11 protein-coding genes are annotated in these 18,197 nt (G+C 39.4%); 8 read left to right on the forward strand and 3 right to left on the reverse strand.

The annotated features are described in order from the left end of the window. The first annotated feature begins 206 nt into the window (after positions 1-206). Entirely contained in the window at positions 207-1,208 is a 1,002-nt protein-coding gene (locus BVI01S_RS14240) for a C40 family peptidase (protein ID WP_061810700.1), read from the forward strand. A gap of 145 nt (positions 1,209-1,353) precedes the next feature. Continuing rightward, on the forward strand, positions 1,354-3,282 hold the full coding sequence (locus tag BVI01S_RS14245; protein WP_167562122.1) for an S-layer homology domain-containing protein: 1,929 nt from the start codon (positions 1,354-1,356) through the stop codon (positions 3,280-3,282). Positions 3,283-3,327: 45 nt separating this feature from the next. Here BVI01S_RS14245 and murJ read toward each other — a convergent pair whose 3' ends face one another. The 3 genes from murJ to csaB form a co-directional block, all read right to left on the reverse strand. Further along, positions 3,328-4,842, reverse strand: a complete 1,515-nt coding sequence (gene murJ / locus BVI01S_RS14250) for a murein biosynthesis integral membrane protein MurJ (protein WP_061810702.1) — start codon at positions 4,840-4,842, stop codon at positions 3,328-3,330. A 104-nt stretch (positions 4,843-4,946) separates the two neighbouring features. Then, positions 4,947-6,116, reverse strand: a complete 1,170-nt coding sequence (locus BVI01S_RS14255) for a glycosyltransferase family 4 protein (RefSeq protein WP_061810703.1) — start codon at positions 6,114-6,116, stop codon at positions 4,947-4,949. Positions 6,117-6,137: 21 nt separating this feature from the next. Beyond that, positions 6,138-7,247: a polysaccharide pyruvyl transferase CsaB gene (gene csaB, locus BVI01S_RS14260; RefSeq protein WP_061810704.1), complete on the reverse strand. Its 1,110-nt coding sequence runs from the start codon at positions 7,245-7,247 to the stop codon at positions 6,138-6,140. A 253-nt stretch (positions 7,248-7,500) separates the two neighbouring features. On the opposite strand from csaB, the gene BVI01S_RS14265 reads away from it, so the two are divergent. From BVI01S_RS14265 to BVI01S_RS14290, 6 genes are all read left to right on the forward strand, one after another. Beyond that, positions 7,501-8,775 (forward strand): nucleotide sugar dehydrogenase, encoded by a 1,275-nt coding sequence (locus BVI01S_RS14265; protein WP_061810705.1) that lies wholly within the window; start codon positions 7,501-7,503, stop codon positions 8,773-8,775. A gap of 10 nt (positions 8,776-8,785) precedes the next feature. Further along, positions 8,786-9,505: a WecB/TagA/CpsF family glycosyltransferase gene (locus tag BVI01S_RS14270; protein ID WP_061810706.1), complete on the forward strand. Its 720-nt coding sequence runs from the start codon at positions 8,786-8,788 to the stop codon at positions 9,503-9,505. A gap of 14 nt (positions 9,506-9,519) precedes the next feature. Beyond that, positions 9,520-10,995: an O-antigen ligase family protein gene (locus BVI01S_RS14275; protein ID WP_061810707.1), complete on the forward strand. Its 1,476-nt coding sequence runs from the start codon at positions 9,520-9,522 to the stop codon at positions 10,993-10,995. Next, positions 10,973-12,085: a glycosyltransferase gene (locus tag BVI01S_RS14280; RefSeq protein WP_061810708.1), complete on the forward strand. Its 1,113-nt coding sequence runs from the start codon at positions 10,973-10,975 to the stop codon at positions 12,083-12,085. Before BVI01S_RS14275 ends, BVI01S_RS14280 begins: the two co-directional genes overlap by 23 nt. 397 nt (positions 12,086-12,482) lie before the next feature. After that, positions 12,483-15,194, forward strand: a complete 2,712-nt coding sequence (locus BVI01S_RS14285) for an S-layer homology domain-containing protein (RefSeq protein WP_061810709.1) — start codon at positions 12,483-12,485, stop codon at positions 15,192-15,194. 235 nt (positions 15,195-15,429) lie between these two features. Continuing rightward, on the forward strand, positions 15,430-18,171 hold the full coding sequence (locus BVI01S_RS14290; RefSeq protein WP_061810710.1) for a phosphodiester glycosidase family protein: 2,742 nt from the start codon (positions 15,430-15,432) through the stop codon (positions 18,169-18,171). Positions 18,172-18,197: the final 26 nt, after the last annotated feature.

The raw sequence follows: 18,197 nt of genomic DNA on the forward strand, positions 1-18,197 counted from the left end.
TTGTTCTATAATACCCAAATAAGGCTTCAACATCTATGACAAATTTTGCACTCACATTCCAATTGTTTACCCCTTTCAACAAAAAATATTCTAATGTTACAACATTGTAATGAAACCGTAACGAAAATTGGCAGAAAAATCTGCTAAACTACAAATTAGTTAGAATTTACCTACAAAATTCCTACAAAAAAGATTTCGGGGTGTATATGTTGAAACAACTTAGGTTAATTAGTCGCATATTAATAGTATTTGTTCTTTCCCTGACCCTCGCGCCACATTGGAATGCATCAGCTGCTTCAAAAGGTGAAGAAATTGTCGCTCTTGCCAAGAAGTATACCGGAGTCCCTTACGTATTTGGCGGAACATCTCCAAGCGGTTTTGATTGCTCGGGATTCTTATATTACATATACGGGAAGTTTGGAATCGATTTACCAAGAACATCCGCAGAACAGTATAAAGTAGGAAATGCTGTTTCAAAATCAGATTTATTACCAGGCGATATCGTTCTATTTGAAAATACATATAAACCAGGAATATCTCATTCCGGTATATACATAGGAAATAATTCATTCATCAGTGCCGAAAACAGTGGCATTAAAGTATCCTCACTTAGCAGTTCTTACTGGGGACCAAAGTTTGTAAAAGGTAAAAGGATTGTAGAACAGCCGATTGAGGGCAGTCTGTTTAAAGATTTACCTGATAATCATCCTGCATTCGAAGCAATCAAATTATTAAATCAGCAGGACGTAATAAAGGGATACAATGACCAATCATACCGCCCGGATGATCAAGTCACGCGTGGACAGGCTGCTGCCATAATCAATCGCGTACTTAACTATAATTCTACCGGATCCAACTCTTTTAATGATGTAGGGAATAGCAATGCTTTTTCCGAAGATATTTCAGCTATTGAACACGCTGGAATCATCAAAGGATATACAGATGGAACATTTAGACCGTATGAACCTATGACTCGTGCACAGATGGCAGTCATTCTGGATAGAGCCTTTGATTTAAGCAGCAAGACTCAAGTATCTACGGCAAGCATCAAGGTATATAATGATGTTCCCGTTTCTTATTGGGCTAGTGAAGCCATCAATTCTCTTTATCATTTAGATAAAACAACGTTATATCAAACTTCTAAATTTAGAGCGATTGATGAATCAACTAGAGCAGAATTTGCGGCAGCGATCTATAATGTGAAATAGTGATATGTATGAAAAGACCCCCAATCAGTTGATTGGGGGTCTTTTGGTATATATTTCTTATAAAAGAAGTATTTAGTTTTATAGTATAAGTTTGGTAGAATAAGAGGAGGGATGTCGAATTTAGGAAGAAATGGAGGAAAAAAGAATGAAAAGGAAGATTGCTATAATCGTAACTTTGTTTACGCTTGCTTTCTCATACTCAATCCCGGTATTTGCAAATGATGATATTACCGGTATTACATTAGAGAAAGAAATGCGGGCTATGGTGGATAAGGGCGTCATAAAAGGTTATGGTGAGGGGGTTTATGAACCTGGTGACAATGTGACCCGAGGTGAGTTTGCGACTTTTATTTCAAGAGCTTTAGAGCTTCCGGTTGTAACGGGAAATACATTTAAAGACGTAGTACCCTCTTCCGCGCTTGCGGATGGAATTAATAGTGCAAGTGGAGTGGGGATTGTTTCAGGTTATCTGGATGGGAAATTTAAGCCAGAGGAAAATGTGACTCGTGAACAGATGGCTGCAATGATTTATAGAGCATTGCTTTATAAGGGATATGAAGATTTATCCATGGATTTAACCTTTGAAGACAATGACAGAATCAATCAAAGCTTTAAACAGGCTGTGTCAATGAACGTATACTACAAAGTGATAAACGGATATGTCACGGATGGTAAAAGTTACTTTAGACCAAAAGAAAAGGCCAAGAGAGATCAAGCAGCGGCATTTATTTATCGAATGCTCGAATTGAATCCACCGGAAAAACCTGAAGAACCAAGTGATCCAGATACGAATACATACTTTAAGGTAGCTTCAATCAGTAATGGAGAAATCATTCCTATCAACAGAAATTACGATACATTTGAAAAAGCGGAGAGTTCTATCACCAATCCGAATAATCAAGTAGTATTACTTGGGGACAAAGTAGTGAAAATGTCAAGCGGTGTAGTAGTAGGCAGTTATCCTGCTTCCAGTTACACGGTCGTATACAATGAATCCATGAACAAACAGTTAACGTATGTATCAAATGCTTTCCAGTCAGAAATGAAATACCTTGGGTCGGACTCGGAAAAAATTAAAGTGCAGGTAGCAGATACCGTCGGCTATGTGAAACATGAAAATGTCACTTTAATTCCAGAAGCTTTAACAACAGGGAGGAGTTATTACTACGTGGAGGATGGAAATTTAATTCATACAATCTATTATCCTACCACTAAAATATATAAATCTCCCTATGCAGTAGGAAAAGCTCCAGCCTTTATGAGCACTGGACAGAAGTATTATTCTTGGAATGGTCATACGTATACCAATGAAAGTGGAAAAGTGGTAGGTGAATCGTATCCCTATTTCAACAGGATTTCAGTGAGAACCAAAACATCTTATACAGCTGAAGAGCTAAACCAATATATCCTTAAAAAAGCACCTAATGGCGTATTAGTCGGACTCGGGAAGGCTTTCAAGGATGCTGAGGAACAATATGGTGTTAATGCTCTTTTAATGCTCTCTCATGCTATGCTCGAAACGGGCAAGGGGGATTCAAGGATTGCCAGGGAAAAGAAAAACTTGTTTGGGATTAATGCAACGGATACGAATACTTTTGAGAATGCCATGACTTTTGATAGTTTTGAGGATTCGATTAATTACTACGCTAAAGAAGTTATTCTGAAGAAATATGTTGACCCATTCGGGCCATATGGAAATGGCGGAGTATTCGGAAATAAATCGGCTGGGATGAACATCAACTATGCCTCGGATATTAACTGGGGTCAAAAAGTAGGTGGCGGCTTCTACACCATGGATAAAGAACTTGGTGGTAAAGATATGTTGAATAAAGCGTATCGCATCGGGGAAACCATCAATCCTGAAATTGAAAGAGTAGGATTGAATGTTCGTTCACAACCCTCCATAACATCAGACGTTCAGTTCGAAATCTTTAAGGTCGGGTACCCACTTACAATCATAGGTGAGGTACAGAAATCGGATGGACTATGGTATAAAGTCATCTCTGATTCATTAGATCATAAAGAGGCGTATATACATGGAGCATATGTAAAGTTACTAAATGTTGCAAAGTAATTGAAACTGAGCCCCTCGTCTTAAATAGATGAGGGGCTCATTTCTTTATTTTCTTCTTTTCAGCATTTGCAAGAGACGGTTAAAGCCTTCTCTATAAAATACGCGTAAACTTACCGCGTATATGATCATTCCCAGCGGCACTAATATTAGCAATTTCCACAACGAGTATAAATCCTCGAACCAACCAATCTTTTGTATAAAATAAAGCGGCACGCTCATGATCAGCGTAGGTGGGATGGAGCGAACGATCAGTCTGGTTAATTTCGTTACTTCACTTTTCTCGAAATCTTTATACACAACCATTGAAGAAACGACTAAGTAATAGACAGCCACAATCGAACTTGATAAGGCCAAGCCGGCGTAGCCCATCCTGTCGACGAGTAAATAGTTCAGTATCACGTTCACAAGGATGGTAGTCACACTGATTCGAAAGATGATAGCGGTCTTTCCACGTGCATACATGGATTTGGAAACGATAAATTGTAAACCTTGAGTGACAATCAAAGGTAAATAAAATAATAGAGCAAGATACGTATTTTGTGTATCCTCATTTGTAAAAGCTCCACGTTCATAAATAAAGGATAGTGCAGAGTCACCTACCACGAATAATCCGGCTGCAATCGGGAGTAAGGTTAACAAGGAAATCTCAAGCCCCATAAAGAACGTGTTTTGGAACTTAGAGGGGTTATCGACCTGTTCCGATAGTAAAGTAAAGATGATTGCCGCGATCGTGGTGGCATAGATTGCATTTGGAATACTTACGAGAAGGGATGCGTTATTTAAATAAGTGACGGCACCTTCAATGGTTCCTGATGCAAAGGTTTTGTCGATGAACATATTCACTTGACCGACGATCGAATTTAATAAAGACGGTATAATCAGGGCAATAAATGCTTTTCTAAAATCGTGATTAACATGTAATGTCGGTTGCCATTGAAATCCTTTTTTCAACAAGAAAGAAAATTGGATGATCGCACCCAAAACGGTCCCGAAAATAAACCCATAGGCCAAGCTGTGAATTCCCCAAATGTTTGAAAATAGCAGGGCGAATATGGCCCCCATCAATGTTGCAAGAAGTTTGGAGATTTGAGAAGGGACGAAAACCCTTCTTGCTTGTAAATAGGATTCTAAAATGCCGTTTAACGCGATTGCACTCATGAACAAAAAGAAAAACTGGGTGATTTCTACAGCAATCTCTTCTGTTGTAGGGTGCATATGGCCAAAGATGAGGGGCACGAAGTAAGGGACCAGGAAGTATCCGATTGCTGTAACCCCAAGGAAGATGAGTACAGTACTATTTAATATCCCATTCGCATTTCTTTCGGTCTCAGCTGGATTCTCTTTTCTTTCCTTCACATACATAGGTAAGAATACGTTATTAAAACCACTGGCGATCATGGCAACAATCAGGGTAATAAACGTAAATGCTAACAAGTAACCATCGGTGTACTCATTCGCACCAAATTCATTTGCAATGATACTTTCCCGTAGAAATCCGGATAATTTAAGCACTAACGCCAATAGAGTAATCCATATGGCGGTTTTTTTTAATGTGGACACCTTTGTCACCTGCTTTAGAATTCCATAATTATCTAAAAAAGATGCTGACCAATGGGATCCAGTGTCTTCATGGTCAGCAGTATTTTTTCATTGGTTAAAATAAATTAAGCTAGCGCGCTTTTATATATGGCTTCATACTTTTTAGCAGCAGCGATATGAGAGTATTGTTCTTCTATTTTCGTTCGTGCTTTAGCTGCCATTCTTTGTCCTTCTTCAGGGTGATCCAAGAAGTAGATAATCGCATCAGAAAGCTCTTCTACATTTTGTTCTTCTACAAGTAAGCCGTCCACTTCAGGATCAACGATTTCTTTTAGTCCTCCGACTGCACAAGCGACTAGAGGTGATCCAGAACCCATAGCTTCGAGTGCAGAGATTGAAGTGGCTTCTTCCACACCGGCAGAATGGACGCTCGGTACCAGCACGACATCACTCAATGCATAGTACTCTTTGATTTGATCGTGAGGGATGGCTCCAAGAAGAGTGACGTTATTTTGTAAAGAGTGCTTCTCAACGATTTTCTTGATTTCTGAAAGGGCTTCTCCGCTTCCAGCATAGATCAATTTTGTATTAGGGTGTTTCTCAAGAACTTTAGGTAATGACAATGCCGGATAAATGACACCGTTTTTCTTCGTTAATCTTCTAGGAACGAATAATACATGGTCATCCTTTGATATCCCGTATTTATCCCGGAATTGATTCCTAAATTCTTGATCCGGTTTAAAGCTGTGGATATCAATGAAGTTCCGGATGGCATGTCCGTCCACACCTGAGATTTCCTTCACATACTCTTTTAAGCGTTGGTCGACCGTGATGATTTTTCTTGTTCCTTTATACGCCTTGATTTCAACTTCTTTCATATAAGCAGCTTCTTCGCTTCCTTCATCCATGGACCCTTTACTGATGGATTCAAAGGTCATGTAACCATGGACAGTTGAAACAGTAGGGATTCCGGTTTCAAGGGCAGCAAGGGTGGTAAATGGATCCTGAGCATTAATCAGGTCATATTGCTTGTCCTTGTTCTTTTCGATTAAGGCTTGAATTAAATTTTTCCTGGCATTATGAGACCAAACAATGCCTTTGCCCTTTTTGACTTTGTTAAGGATGAAGCTTGGTCCTTTGGCATAAACGTTTTGCTTTGATGCAGGGACATCAGAGAAGGATAATACATCCACCTCATGTCCCAGGGTTTCAAGACCGGATTTTAAAGTCGTGACATGGGTCGATAATCCTCCGGCATGGGGGTAATCATAAACGGTTGCGATTAATATTTTCATTTGTATGCCCTCCTATAATATTTAGGCAAAGAATTTATCTTTCATTAAATGTAGATTTCTCTTCGCTTCATTTCTCATTCCTTCAGCATTCTGTTTAACTGTGAGAGATTCTGCTTCCCGGTTATGAAGAATGGTTTTTGCGTTTTCTGTCACTTGGTTTACATCAATATTATCAAGGTCGGCAGAATACTTCCACATTCCACTTCGCTTTAATAAACTTTCAACCTTTTTATCATAACTGAATCCGATATGAGGAATTCCCTTTAGTGTAGAGAAAATCAGAGCGTGCAGGCGCATTCCAATTGTCATCTCACATTCACCTATGAAATTCAAGTATTGGTTAGGTGTAAAGTCTTTGCCTAACATGATGGTTTTCTCAGGCTGTGTCATATAGCTCATGACCTTTTCACTTGCGTCCACATCATGATGACCTTCCATTGGTACGAAGACGGGAGTGACTCCTTCTTCTTGAATCAGTCTGTCCAGAACCTGGGCCATTTGTTCGAATTGTTGAATTCGGTCAAACCAAGGTCTAACTGAGACGGCCACCATCTTCTCGTCTCCCTTTAATGGAAGGGACTTGATACAGATATCATCATCTTTTGCTTTGAATGCAAAGACAATGTCAGATGTAACGACTGTTTCAGGCTTCTTAACTCCAAGCTTGTGTAGAAGCTCTTTAGAGTATTGATCTCTCACTGTAATGAAGTCAGCGAAGTTGGCAAGCTTCATTAAGAACTTCCCCCAACCAGAGGTGACAGGTCCAATTCCCTGTGAGAAAAACATGACTTTTGTATTGCAGAGCTTTGCCAATAGGACGATTAACAGATAATAAGGAAGGGGACCAAATAAAAATTTTGTCGGATAAGCATCTTGTAGCAGGCCACCGCCTCCACTGATCAGAAGATCTGCTTCTTTCAAAGCCTTCACTTTTTCTTTATTCTCTCTTCTCCATGCACGATAGACGCTTTTTACATTATGCTCTTCTGCTGTCTTCTGAGGTGATAGTGAAAAAACGGTGATATCCGGATTTTCAAATTCCTCACGTAAATTGTCAATAATTGCTTCCAGGATTGCTTCGTCTCCTGTGTTTCCTAAACCATAAAATCCAGAAATTACAAACTTCTTCAAAGAAGTTTTCCTCCTTTTTATGTCGTGTAAATCATATAAGAATGCTTCAGGGAAGCCACTTACACTTCATTTTTTATAAAAATAAAATAATTCACAGTGTATGATACTCACACTTGAAAATCAAACTATATTCTATCACTCCGATCTATTACTAGCAATTACTATCAATGTAAATGATGCAAGCTTCGACTTCATTTGATATACTAACTAGGAAATTGTCGAACTTAATTATTCGAAAAGAGGTTTCTTAACGATGGAAAAAATTTGTGTTATAGGATTAGGATATATAGGTTTACCTACATCAGCCATCTTCGCTAAGTCAGGAATTGAGGTCGTCGGTGTAGATGTAAGTGAGAGAGTTGTGGAAAAACTCAATAATGGAGAAGTTCATATTGAAGAAGTCGGCCTTCCTGAACTGGTCAAAGAAGTGGTGGCAAGTGGAAAACTTCGTGGCTCTGTTACACCAGAAGAAGCAGATGCCTTTATTATTGCCGTTCCCACACCAATTCATGAGGACCAAACTGCAAATGTTGATTATGTCGTCAGTGCAACGAAAGCGATTCTGCCATATTTGAAAAAAGGGAACGTCATCATTGTGGAATCGACGATCCCTCCAAGAACCATTAACGACGTTGTTGCTCCTATTATAGAAGAAAGTGGATTGAATCCACTTGAAGATGTCTATTTGGCTCACTGTCCGGAACGGGTCCTTCCTGGGCGAATTCTGATCGAATTGATTGAGAATACCCGTATAGTCGGAGGAATTACGCCGGAAGCTTCCAAACAAGCCGGAGACGTGTATCGTCAAGTTGTAACAGGTGATGTGATTGAAACGGAAGCTGTTACAGCAGAAATGTCTAAGTTGATGGAAAACACATTCCGTGATGTGAATATTGCTTTAGCGAATGAACTTGTGAAAATTTCGGCAAAGTTAAATGTAAATGCTCACGATGTGATTGAACTTGCCAACAAACATCCACGGGTGAACCTGCACCAGCCTGGACCAGGGGTTGGGGGACACTGCTTAGCTGTAGATCCATACTTTATCGTTGAAAAGGCTTTGGATGAATCCCCGCTTATTCAGACTGCAAGAGGGATTAATAACTCCATGCCTGAGTTTGTTGTCTCACAGGTGGAAAGACTGACAGCAGAAATTGAGAATCCTGTCATCGCAGTGTTTGGTCTGACCTACAAAGGAAATATCGATGATGTTCGTGAAAGTCCGGCACTTGATATTACGAAAATGCTTGTCAACCATCCTAAATTCGATGTAAGAGCACATGATCCTCATGTTCGTGATGAGCAGGTTTCATTCCCGTTATATTCGTTTGAAGAATCCATCAAGGATGCTCACCTGGTACTTGTTCTTGCAGATCATAACGAGTTTAAAGTAATGGACGAGCAGGTTCTGGTAAAAGGCTTAAAAGCACCTGTCGTATTCGATACTAAAAATTGTGTGCCTGAATTTAAGGATCTAGTTGTTTATCGAATCGGTGATTTGACCAATTTACGTTCAATTCAGGAATAAGGTGGATAACATGAAGAAAGAGTCTTACTTTGGAATTAATGTATCGCCATACACGTATGAAGAAATTATTGGGGATATTAAAAAGCGTATCAGTTCGAATCAAACCTCCACGATCATTGCTGTCAACCCTGAGAAAGTAATGAAGGGTGAAAAGAATACGGAATTGAGAGAACTGATCAACTCTGCCACTTACCAAATACCTGATGGTGTCGGAATTCTGTTGGCCTCCAAATTAAAAGGAGGCCAGATCCGTTCCCGGGTAACAGGTGTGGATATGATGGAGAGGCTTCTTCGATTTGCTCAGGAAGAAAACCATGGTGTGTTTCTATATGGGGCAAAAGAGGAGGTTGTATCCAAGGCTGGAGAAAACATAGAAAAGAAATATCCCGGAATCACCATCTCAGGCTACCAAAATGGTTATATTAAGGACAATGAAGCCTTAGTCCAGCAGATAAATGCATCCGGGGCAAAGTTACTGTTCGTTGCGATGGGCAGCCCTCGCCAGGAGCTTTGGATAAGAGAAAATATGCCGAGATTGAATACGTTGGTTTATCAAGGTGTCGGCGGGAGCTTTGACGTATTTGCCGGGCACGTGAAGCGTGCGCCAAAGCTATATCGTAAGTTCGGAATTGAGTGGCTGTATCGACTAATGAAGGAACCGAAACGCCTGAAGCGGCAAATGGCGCTTCCGCAATTCTTAGCAAAGGTTCTATTCAGTAAAAACAAATAGAGAGGGTTTCTATCATGAAAGAGTTGAAGGAGAGGTACCTGTACATCCTTGCAGCCGCAGTTCTTTACATTGCTGCGTTGGTTATTCCTAACTCGAAAATCGGGTTGGGTGTATCCCTGGTATTGGCTGTACTTGCTTTTATTAAGCCAAAAGACGGCTTACTGTCATTATTAATATATTTTCCTATGAGATCATTCTTAACAGAAATCAACCCGGGCCTTAAGCTTGCCGGTGATATCATCATCATTGCCGTATTCTTACGAGTCCTTTGGAATCATAAGAAGAATATAAAATCATTATTTCACTTTACACATTTTGAGTGGGGCTTCTTTGCCTTTATGCTGATTGGTACGGTAGCGGCGTTTCTAACGGGTGTACAGGTTGCAGCTATCGTGTTCCAAATCCGTGCATTCTTTATCACTTATCTGGTTTACTACTCCGTCAAACGCTTAGGCATTACAAAGGAAGATGTAGCAAGATTCCTTTGGGTGACGTTCACGGTTGCCATGATTTTGACCGTACAAGGTTTAGTAGAGAAATTATCTATTCGTAGTATGTTTATGCCTGAAACATGGGTAAACCGTCAGTTATCACCTAATAATGCAACACGTATTTATGGATTGATTAATAACCCGAATGTTTTGGCGGTGTATTTATCGATTGCATTGATGACTTCACTATACCTTTACCAAAACGTTAGTAAACGTGGAACAAAAATCTTTTTGATGATCTCCATGGTCCTAATGACTGGAGTATGGACTCTTACCTACTCACGAGGAACATGGATTGGATTTGCCATTGGACTGGTGATTTATATCCTTCTGACACGTAATTGGAAGAGCATGAGCAGGATTGCTCTCATACTGATTGCGAGCGTGATCTTAATCAATATCCCGGTTGCGAAAGCTTCAAATTGGATAAAGAACACCGACTTTGGACAAATTGAACGTAATGGTCCTCCTGAGGAAGATCCGAATAGCGGCGGTGGCTCTACTGAAGGCAAACGATTAAAAGATACTTTTGAAAAGAGCACCTTAGAATTGAGTAAACAAACCGGCCGATTATTTATTGTTTTCAAGGGTTTTGAAATATTCAAGGACCACCCAGTTATCGGTACAGGATTTGCAACCTATGGTGATTCAGCCACTAAAAGTTATTCATCCCCTATTTATTCTGACTACGGGATAGATTATGACATTTATTCAGATAATCAATACATTCAGGTTATTGTCCAAACAGGAGCGTTAGGTGTTATTGCTTTTGCCGTATTCCTACTAGGTATGTTATTTACTTTATGGAAGATGAGAAAAAGCTCATTATTCGCTATCCCTTTGATTGGACTTTTAATCGGGATCTATTGGTGCGGATTCATTTATAACATTTGGGAAGATAAAACATTCACTCTATATTTCTTTATGATGCTCGGATTCATTTTAAATGAAAAAGAATATAAGGAGAGAAATCGCAATGAAAGTATTACATCTCATTAGCGGTGGGGAAACAGGTGGTTCAAAAAACCACCTGATTTCTTTATTGCAGCAATTTAATAAAGAAGAAGTCATTCTTGGTGTCTTTCAAGAAGGGAAATTATCGCGGGAAGCAAGGGAGTTTGGATTACCGGTAGTGCTATTTGGTCAAACCTCGCGCTATGACTTCTCCGTTCTAAAAAAAATCAAAACCCTCATTAAAGAACAACAGGTTAACATCGTTCATACCCACGGGCCCCGCGCTAACTTATTTACATATTTTCTAAAAAAACAAGTCGATTTCAAATGGATCACCACTGTACATAGTGATCCCTCTAAGGATTTCATTAAAGGCGGAGTGAAAGGGAAGGTATTCACCTGGCTGAATATGAAGGTTCTAAAAGAAATTGACTATTTTTTTGCCGTTTCAAACCGATTCAAGGAAATGCTCGTTCAATTCGGATTAGATTCAAACAAAATCTTTGTCATTTACAATAGCATTCCTTTCGATGGGGAATACATACAAAAGGTAACAAGAGATGAGATTGGATTAAATGAAACAGATTTCGTGATTATCATGGTCGCCAGGCTACATCCTATTAAAGGACATGAACTTGCGTTTGAATCCATAAAGGAACTATCCCACCAAGGATACGATCAAGTGAAGTTATTACTGATTGGGGACGGACCTATCGAAACCGAATTAATGCAGAAGGTTGAACAGCTTCAATTATCTGAAGAAATTACATTTTTAGGGTATCAAAAAGATGTACATTCCTACTTGGCACTATCCGATGTGAAACTGTTAGCGTCCTACAGTGAGAGTTTTCCGTTAGTCATTCTTGAATCTGCCAGGGCAGACACCCCTGTCATCTCTACGGATGTTGGAGGTGTGAAGGATCTGATCAGTGATGAACGTTTAGGCTGGGTTGTTCCCATTGGAGAGGCGAATGGAATGACAATGGCGATTAAGGAAGCAATGGAAGATAAGAAAAACGGTGAACTTAAGGAGAAAGCCTTTCAATTAAAGCAAAAGAGTATAGAGGAGTATTCATTACAGAGACTTTACGATGATACATATGGCACCTATTTAAAAATAAAAGATGAAATTTGAAGTATATATTTTCAATTAATATGGAATATAAGGTAAATTTAGGTATATAATAAATATTGTTGATTATCCTAAAGACCTACTTCCTCGTAAATTCAACCTTTTAATACATATTTATCCTCATAAACCATTCCTAGCGAATAGGGAAAAAATATGTAAATAAAGGTTGAATTTTTCCATGTTTCTGCTAGAATAAGGATATGAGTTTGCTAATCTATTAGTTTTTCGACGTTTTCTTTTCAAATAATACAATATTATTAAAAAGTATGTCGAAACATCTCTAGTAGTTTAGTAGTAGCTATCTGGTGTTTTAAAACTTCTAGTCTAATGGACTGGTGTTTTTACCTAGATTACCCAATTACCCAAAAACAACTACATACCCATAGGAGGAATATTTTAAATGGCTTACAAATCAAAGTCTTATCGTAAGTTTTTAGCAACTGGAACTACAGCAGCTTTAGTTGCTTCAGCAATCGCACCTGCAGCATCTGCAGCAGATCACCCATTCACGGACGTTAACACTAATTATGATGAGGCAGTTAGCTACCTATACAGCAACAATATCACTAAAGGTTACACTGAAACTACTTTCGGTACTTACATGAGCCTGACTCGTGGAAATGCTGCAGTAATCATTGCTAACGCTTTAGAACTTGACACTACTTCTGCTACTGACGCTGGTTTCGAAGACGTAAACAGCCGTGTTGCAGGTGCAGTAAACGCTCTTGTTGAAGCAGGAATCATGGACGGTTTCTCTGATACAGAATTCCGCCCTGATGTTGAACTTTCCCGTGGAGCGATGGCTAAAATCCTAGTTAACGCTTACGACTTACAAGATCAATCAATGGATACTCCATTCACTGACTTGACTTCAACTTTCGGTTCTTACATCGAAGCTCTTTACGGCGCTGGAATCACAACTGGTAAAACTGAAACTACTTTCGGTACAAACCAAGAGATCCTTCGTGGTGAGTTCGCAGTACTTCTTTACAAATCAATCAACTTTGAAGATGTGACTCCGGACGTTTCAACTGTAAAGTCTTCAAGCAGCACTGAGTTCACTGTGAACTTCGAAGAAGCAGTTGAAGAAGGCGTTAAAGTTGAAGACTTAAAACTAGACGTAACAGTTGTACTAGATAACGGTACAGAAGTTACTCCAGAAGTAACTGGTGCTGAACTTTCTGAAGATCGCAAGTCAGTAACGATCATGCACAAAAACAATGACCTTAACGGACTTAAAGGTCAAATCATTGTTAATGGAGTTGACGCTGAGTTTGATTACAGCCAACCTAAAGTTGCTTCTGTAATGGCTGTTAGCGGTAAAGAATTAGTTGTTAAGTTCAATCAAGCTGTTGATAAGACAGATGCTGAAGATTTGACTAATTACTCATTAACGGGTGTGGATTTCACCGGTACTACCCCAGTTGTTTCTAAAGACGGTAAAACTGTAACGCTTACAGCTGAAAATGTAATTGATGTTACAAACGCTACTTTACAAATCGACTCTATCAAAACTAAAGCAGATACAAAAGTTTTAACTGAGAAATATGTAACTTTATTCAGTTATAAAGATACTGCAGCCCCAACTGTTGCGACTGTAGAAGCTAAAGGTACTCAAGCAGTTGTTACTTTCTCTGAAGCATTAGTAACTGCTGGAACTGTTAGTTTAGATGGATCCGTATTATCTGAAGGTACCGACTATGTTGTAAATGGAAAAACATTAACTATTAAGAATCTTAAAGCAGAAAAATCTTACAAACTTGATGTTGTAGGAGCAAAAGATGCTGCTGACAATATGGCTGGTCAAACTACTGTAAACTTCACAGTAGCTAAGGCAGATGTAGACAATTCAAAACCAACTGTTTCATCAGCTGTTACTGGTAATAAATTAACTCTTACTTTCTCTGAAGAAGTTACTCCTGGTAAAGTTACAATTGGTGGTACTGATGTTGCTTCTGACAAGCTAGTTGCTTCAGAAGATAAAATGACTTATACAGTTGATGTTCAAGATGCTGATTTCTTCTCCTCAGGTGTAACATTCTTTACAAAAGAAGTTGTTGTAAGTGGATTTACTGATGGTTCTAATACTATGGATGCAGCAAAATTCAATGCAACTTTCACAGCTGATAAGACTGCTCCTGGATTCGTTTCAGCATCAATCAAGACTGTTGGTAAAGATGCTCCAAACGACGTTTTATTGCTAACTTTTGATGACGTAGTGAAAAAAGGCGATCTTTCATCTGCAAAACTTGCAATCAAGTCAATTGATGGAATTTATCAGTCTAATAATACTGTTAACCTTTCTACAGCTAATGTAGCTTATGGTTATGATCTAGACGGTAAAGATGGTATCAAAGGAAGTGAACTTAACGTTTTAGCGATTACTGTTGATACTAAAGAAAAATCTTCATACTCATTTGAATTAGCTGGTAAAGTTGTAGCAGATGTTTATGGAAATACAGTAGCTGATACAGTATCTTTCTCAGCAGTTGCTCCTGAGTACACTACAACACCATCTACAGATGCTAAGGACGTTACATTTACTGCAACTCCACAAGCGGATAACATGGCAATTACTTTAAATTTCAACAAATCAATGAGTGATTCAGCAGTAAATGCTTCTAACTACATGTTAGGTGGAAAATCATTACCAGCAGGAACTACTGTTAAGTTTGTTGATAACAGATCTAAAGTAGTTATCACTTTACCACAAGGATCTGTTACTGCTAATGGTGCCTACGCACTTGTAGGAACAAACCTGACTGATCAAAACGGAAATACCCTTGTAGGTGGAAAAGTTAATGTAAGCCTTACTCTTAAGGAAAACATCGTCCCAACTGCATCTAAAATTACTTTAGCAGACAGCAAAACATTCATGGTTGACTTCTCTGAATCAGTAAAAGCTGATACAGCTGTAACTGGTGTTACCGTAAAAGTTAATAATGTAGCTTTAGCTTCTGGTAAATATACAGTATCTGTTGAGAATGGTGACCTCAAAGTTGTAACAACTGACAACCTTAAGACAACTGATTCTTTAACAGTAGAATTCAAGAACACTAACTTAGTTGATGCTAACGGAAATGCTGTAGCTAACAGCTCTATTTCTAAGTAAGCTGTAATCTAATTATTATAAAAAACCTTGTAGAGAGTTTCTCTACAAGGTTTTTTATGTGAAATTCTAAAATTAATAAGGTTAGATAAATTTTGCACGAGAAAATTTGGTGGAAACAAGCCTTATTTTGCTCTTTCTTGGAATATTATGTCGAAAGCATCATTGTATTTTACTAGTCTAAAAGTTTATACTTTAGTAGGGAAAACTTACTATAAATGTAAAGGGAGGAAATCTGTTGTTTTCCAAGCGTAGGATTTTTGCATCTTTTGTCATTTTGTTGTTGTTGCTTCAGAGTGTTTCGACATCTTCTGCTTTAGCTGCTACGAATATTGTAGATCAGTTTAAGGCATCATCCGGGGTTATATATAAGGATACTCGTATTACGTCAACGAGTGCCCAAGCCATTAAGTCTTTAGAAATGGATTTATCGGACCCCAATACAAAAGTGGAAGTGGGGGTACCCAATCCGCTGAATAAACTGGCACGAACCACATCGCAGGCAATTGCATTGACTACTGATCAACACCAGGTGATCGGAGCAATCAATGGTTCATTCTTTAATCAGGATCTGCTTCCAATGTACCTGATTTCATATCGAAATAAATTGGTGAATGCGGGAATTATCGCAACTGGCGAGGATCAATATGTAAATGAGCCAATTGCCTTTGGCATTGATGGCCAGGGTAAAGGAAAGATTGAACATTATAATCTTGATTTATCGTTTGTACATAATGGAAATTCGTATTCAATCACTAGTACAAATAAAGAAAGATCATATGATAATTTGATATTGTATACACCGGATTTTCCTGGAGGTTATACCAATACCAACCCATATGGGATGGAAGTCGTAGTGAGTGGACTTGACTCCAAGCTGGATTTGGAATTCGGGTCCAAAGTAACGGGGAAAGTTCAGGCGATCCGTCGCCATGGGGATGGGACGAATACGAAGATACCATCTGATGGATTTGTGTTATCTGCTCATGGTGAAAGTTTAGAAGCTTTGAAGACCATGCAGATTGGAGATTCTATCAATCTATCCGTGGATATCGATTCACAATGGAAGAATTCAGATTTCATGTTAGCCGGTGGTCCACTTTTAGTTGAAAATGGACAAGTGGCCCTAAGCATGGATCCTAATAGCCCACGGGCGAGGGAACGTGCTCCGCGAACGGCTGTAGCGATTGACCGTTCAGGTGGAAAAGTATATTTTGTCACCGTGGATGGACGACAATCAGGATATAGTACAGGTATGAGTTTGACTGAATTCGCTCAGCATCTAAAGAGTATGGGTGTAGACACGGCCCTAAATTTAGATGGTGGCGGTTCGACAACGATGGCTGCGCGCTTTCCGGGAGATACTCAGGTGAAGCTCGCGAACAAACCATCGGACGGTTTTGAAAGGTCGATATCTACTACACTGATGGCTGTCTCTACTGCTCCTAAGGGGATTCCTACTCAAATATATGCTGGTAAATCAGCTGAAGGAGCTTTATTAAAGGGAGCAAGCATCAAGGTGAACATGGACTATGTATTGGACCAATACTATAACCCGGTAACCGTTAGCAGTTCAAATACAAAGCTGATTGATTCTCAGAACCTGGGTAGTGTAAACGGATTAACCTTTACTGCTGATAAAGCAGGGCACGGGAATTTGACTGTGCAGTACGGAACGGCAACCAAATCCCTTCCGATTAAGATAGTGGATGAGATTGGTAAATTAACCGTTGCACCAAGTACTGTTAAGCTAATGAGCGGACAACAAATTCAATTAAATGCAAGCGGATTGGATACAAACCAGTCACCGGTTATTATGAACAATGCTTCAGTTCAGTGGAAAGTATCAGGTGATATCGGGACAGTTTCTCCTAATGGTTTATTCACTGCAAAGAATGGAGAGGGAAGTGGATCTATCGTAGCTACTTACGGATCGACGAAAGTAACCGTTCCGGTGACCATTGGTGGGAATGTGGTTAAGGTCGATTCTCTGGATACGATTACTAACTGGTCGACTAGTAATGCAAGGGCAGCTTCAAGTATCTCTTCCACCACAATGCCTAAATATGAGGGATCTCAGGCATTAAAATGGGATTATCAATTCTCTAAATCCCAAACTGGAACATCAGCGGTTTATCTGGATGCTAAGAATCCAGTGGATCTTGGGGGAGTGCCTGTAAAGCTTGGAATGCGTTTATTCGGAGATGGTAACCTTCAATGGGTAAGAGGAAAAGTAGTAGATGGAAATGGTACAGAACATACCGTCAATTTTACTGAGGAGAAGGGTCTTACATGGAACGGGTGGAAATATGTCTCAGCAGACATCAACTCTTCTTGGAAGGCTCCAATCAAGATAAAGCAGATTTATCTTGCTCAGCCATATGAGGAATTAAAGACCAGTGGAACGGTTTATGTTGATGAATTACAAGCTGTTTATAGCAGTAGCCATAAAGAGCCGCTGTTCAAAGATACAGGCTTGAACTACTGGGCGGAAACAGAAGTTAGCAGTCTAGTAGATAAAGGGATCATTAGTGGTTACCCTGATGGAAAATTCCAGCCAGCAACCACACTGAATCGTGTTCAAGCAGCGATTCTATTGGCGAGAGCGTTGGATTTAAATACAAGTTCACAAGTTGATCCTGGATTTACAGATGTTCCTTCTTCTTACCGTTTTTATAATGAAATTGCGGCTGTGGCGAATGCAGGCATTATGAAAGGGAAAAAGGATGGAGAAATTTTTGATCCCTATACCAAGCTGACAAGAGCTGAAATGGCTGTAGTCCTGCAACGGGCATATAAACTTCCTCTTGGGGTTGATAACCCATTCAGTGATAATTATACTTCAAGCTTTGCGTACGACGCTGTAAAGGCATTAGCGGCAAGCGGAGTAACAGAAGGGTTTACGGACGGCACATTCAGACCTGCCAACCCAATATCAAGAACAGACTTTAGCGTATTCTTATATCGGGCATTAAAATAATAGAAAAAAAGCGATGGGGCATTTGC

The sequence above is a fragment of the Rossellomorea vietnamensis NBRC 101237 genome, assembly GCF_001591825.1.
Classification (GTDB): domain Bacteria; phylum Bacillota; class Bacilli; order Bacillales; family Bacillaceae_B; genus Rossellomorea; species Rossellomorea vietnamensis.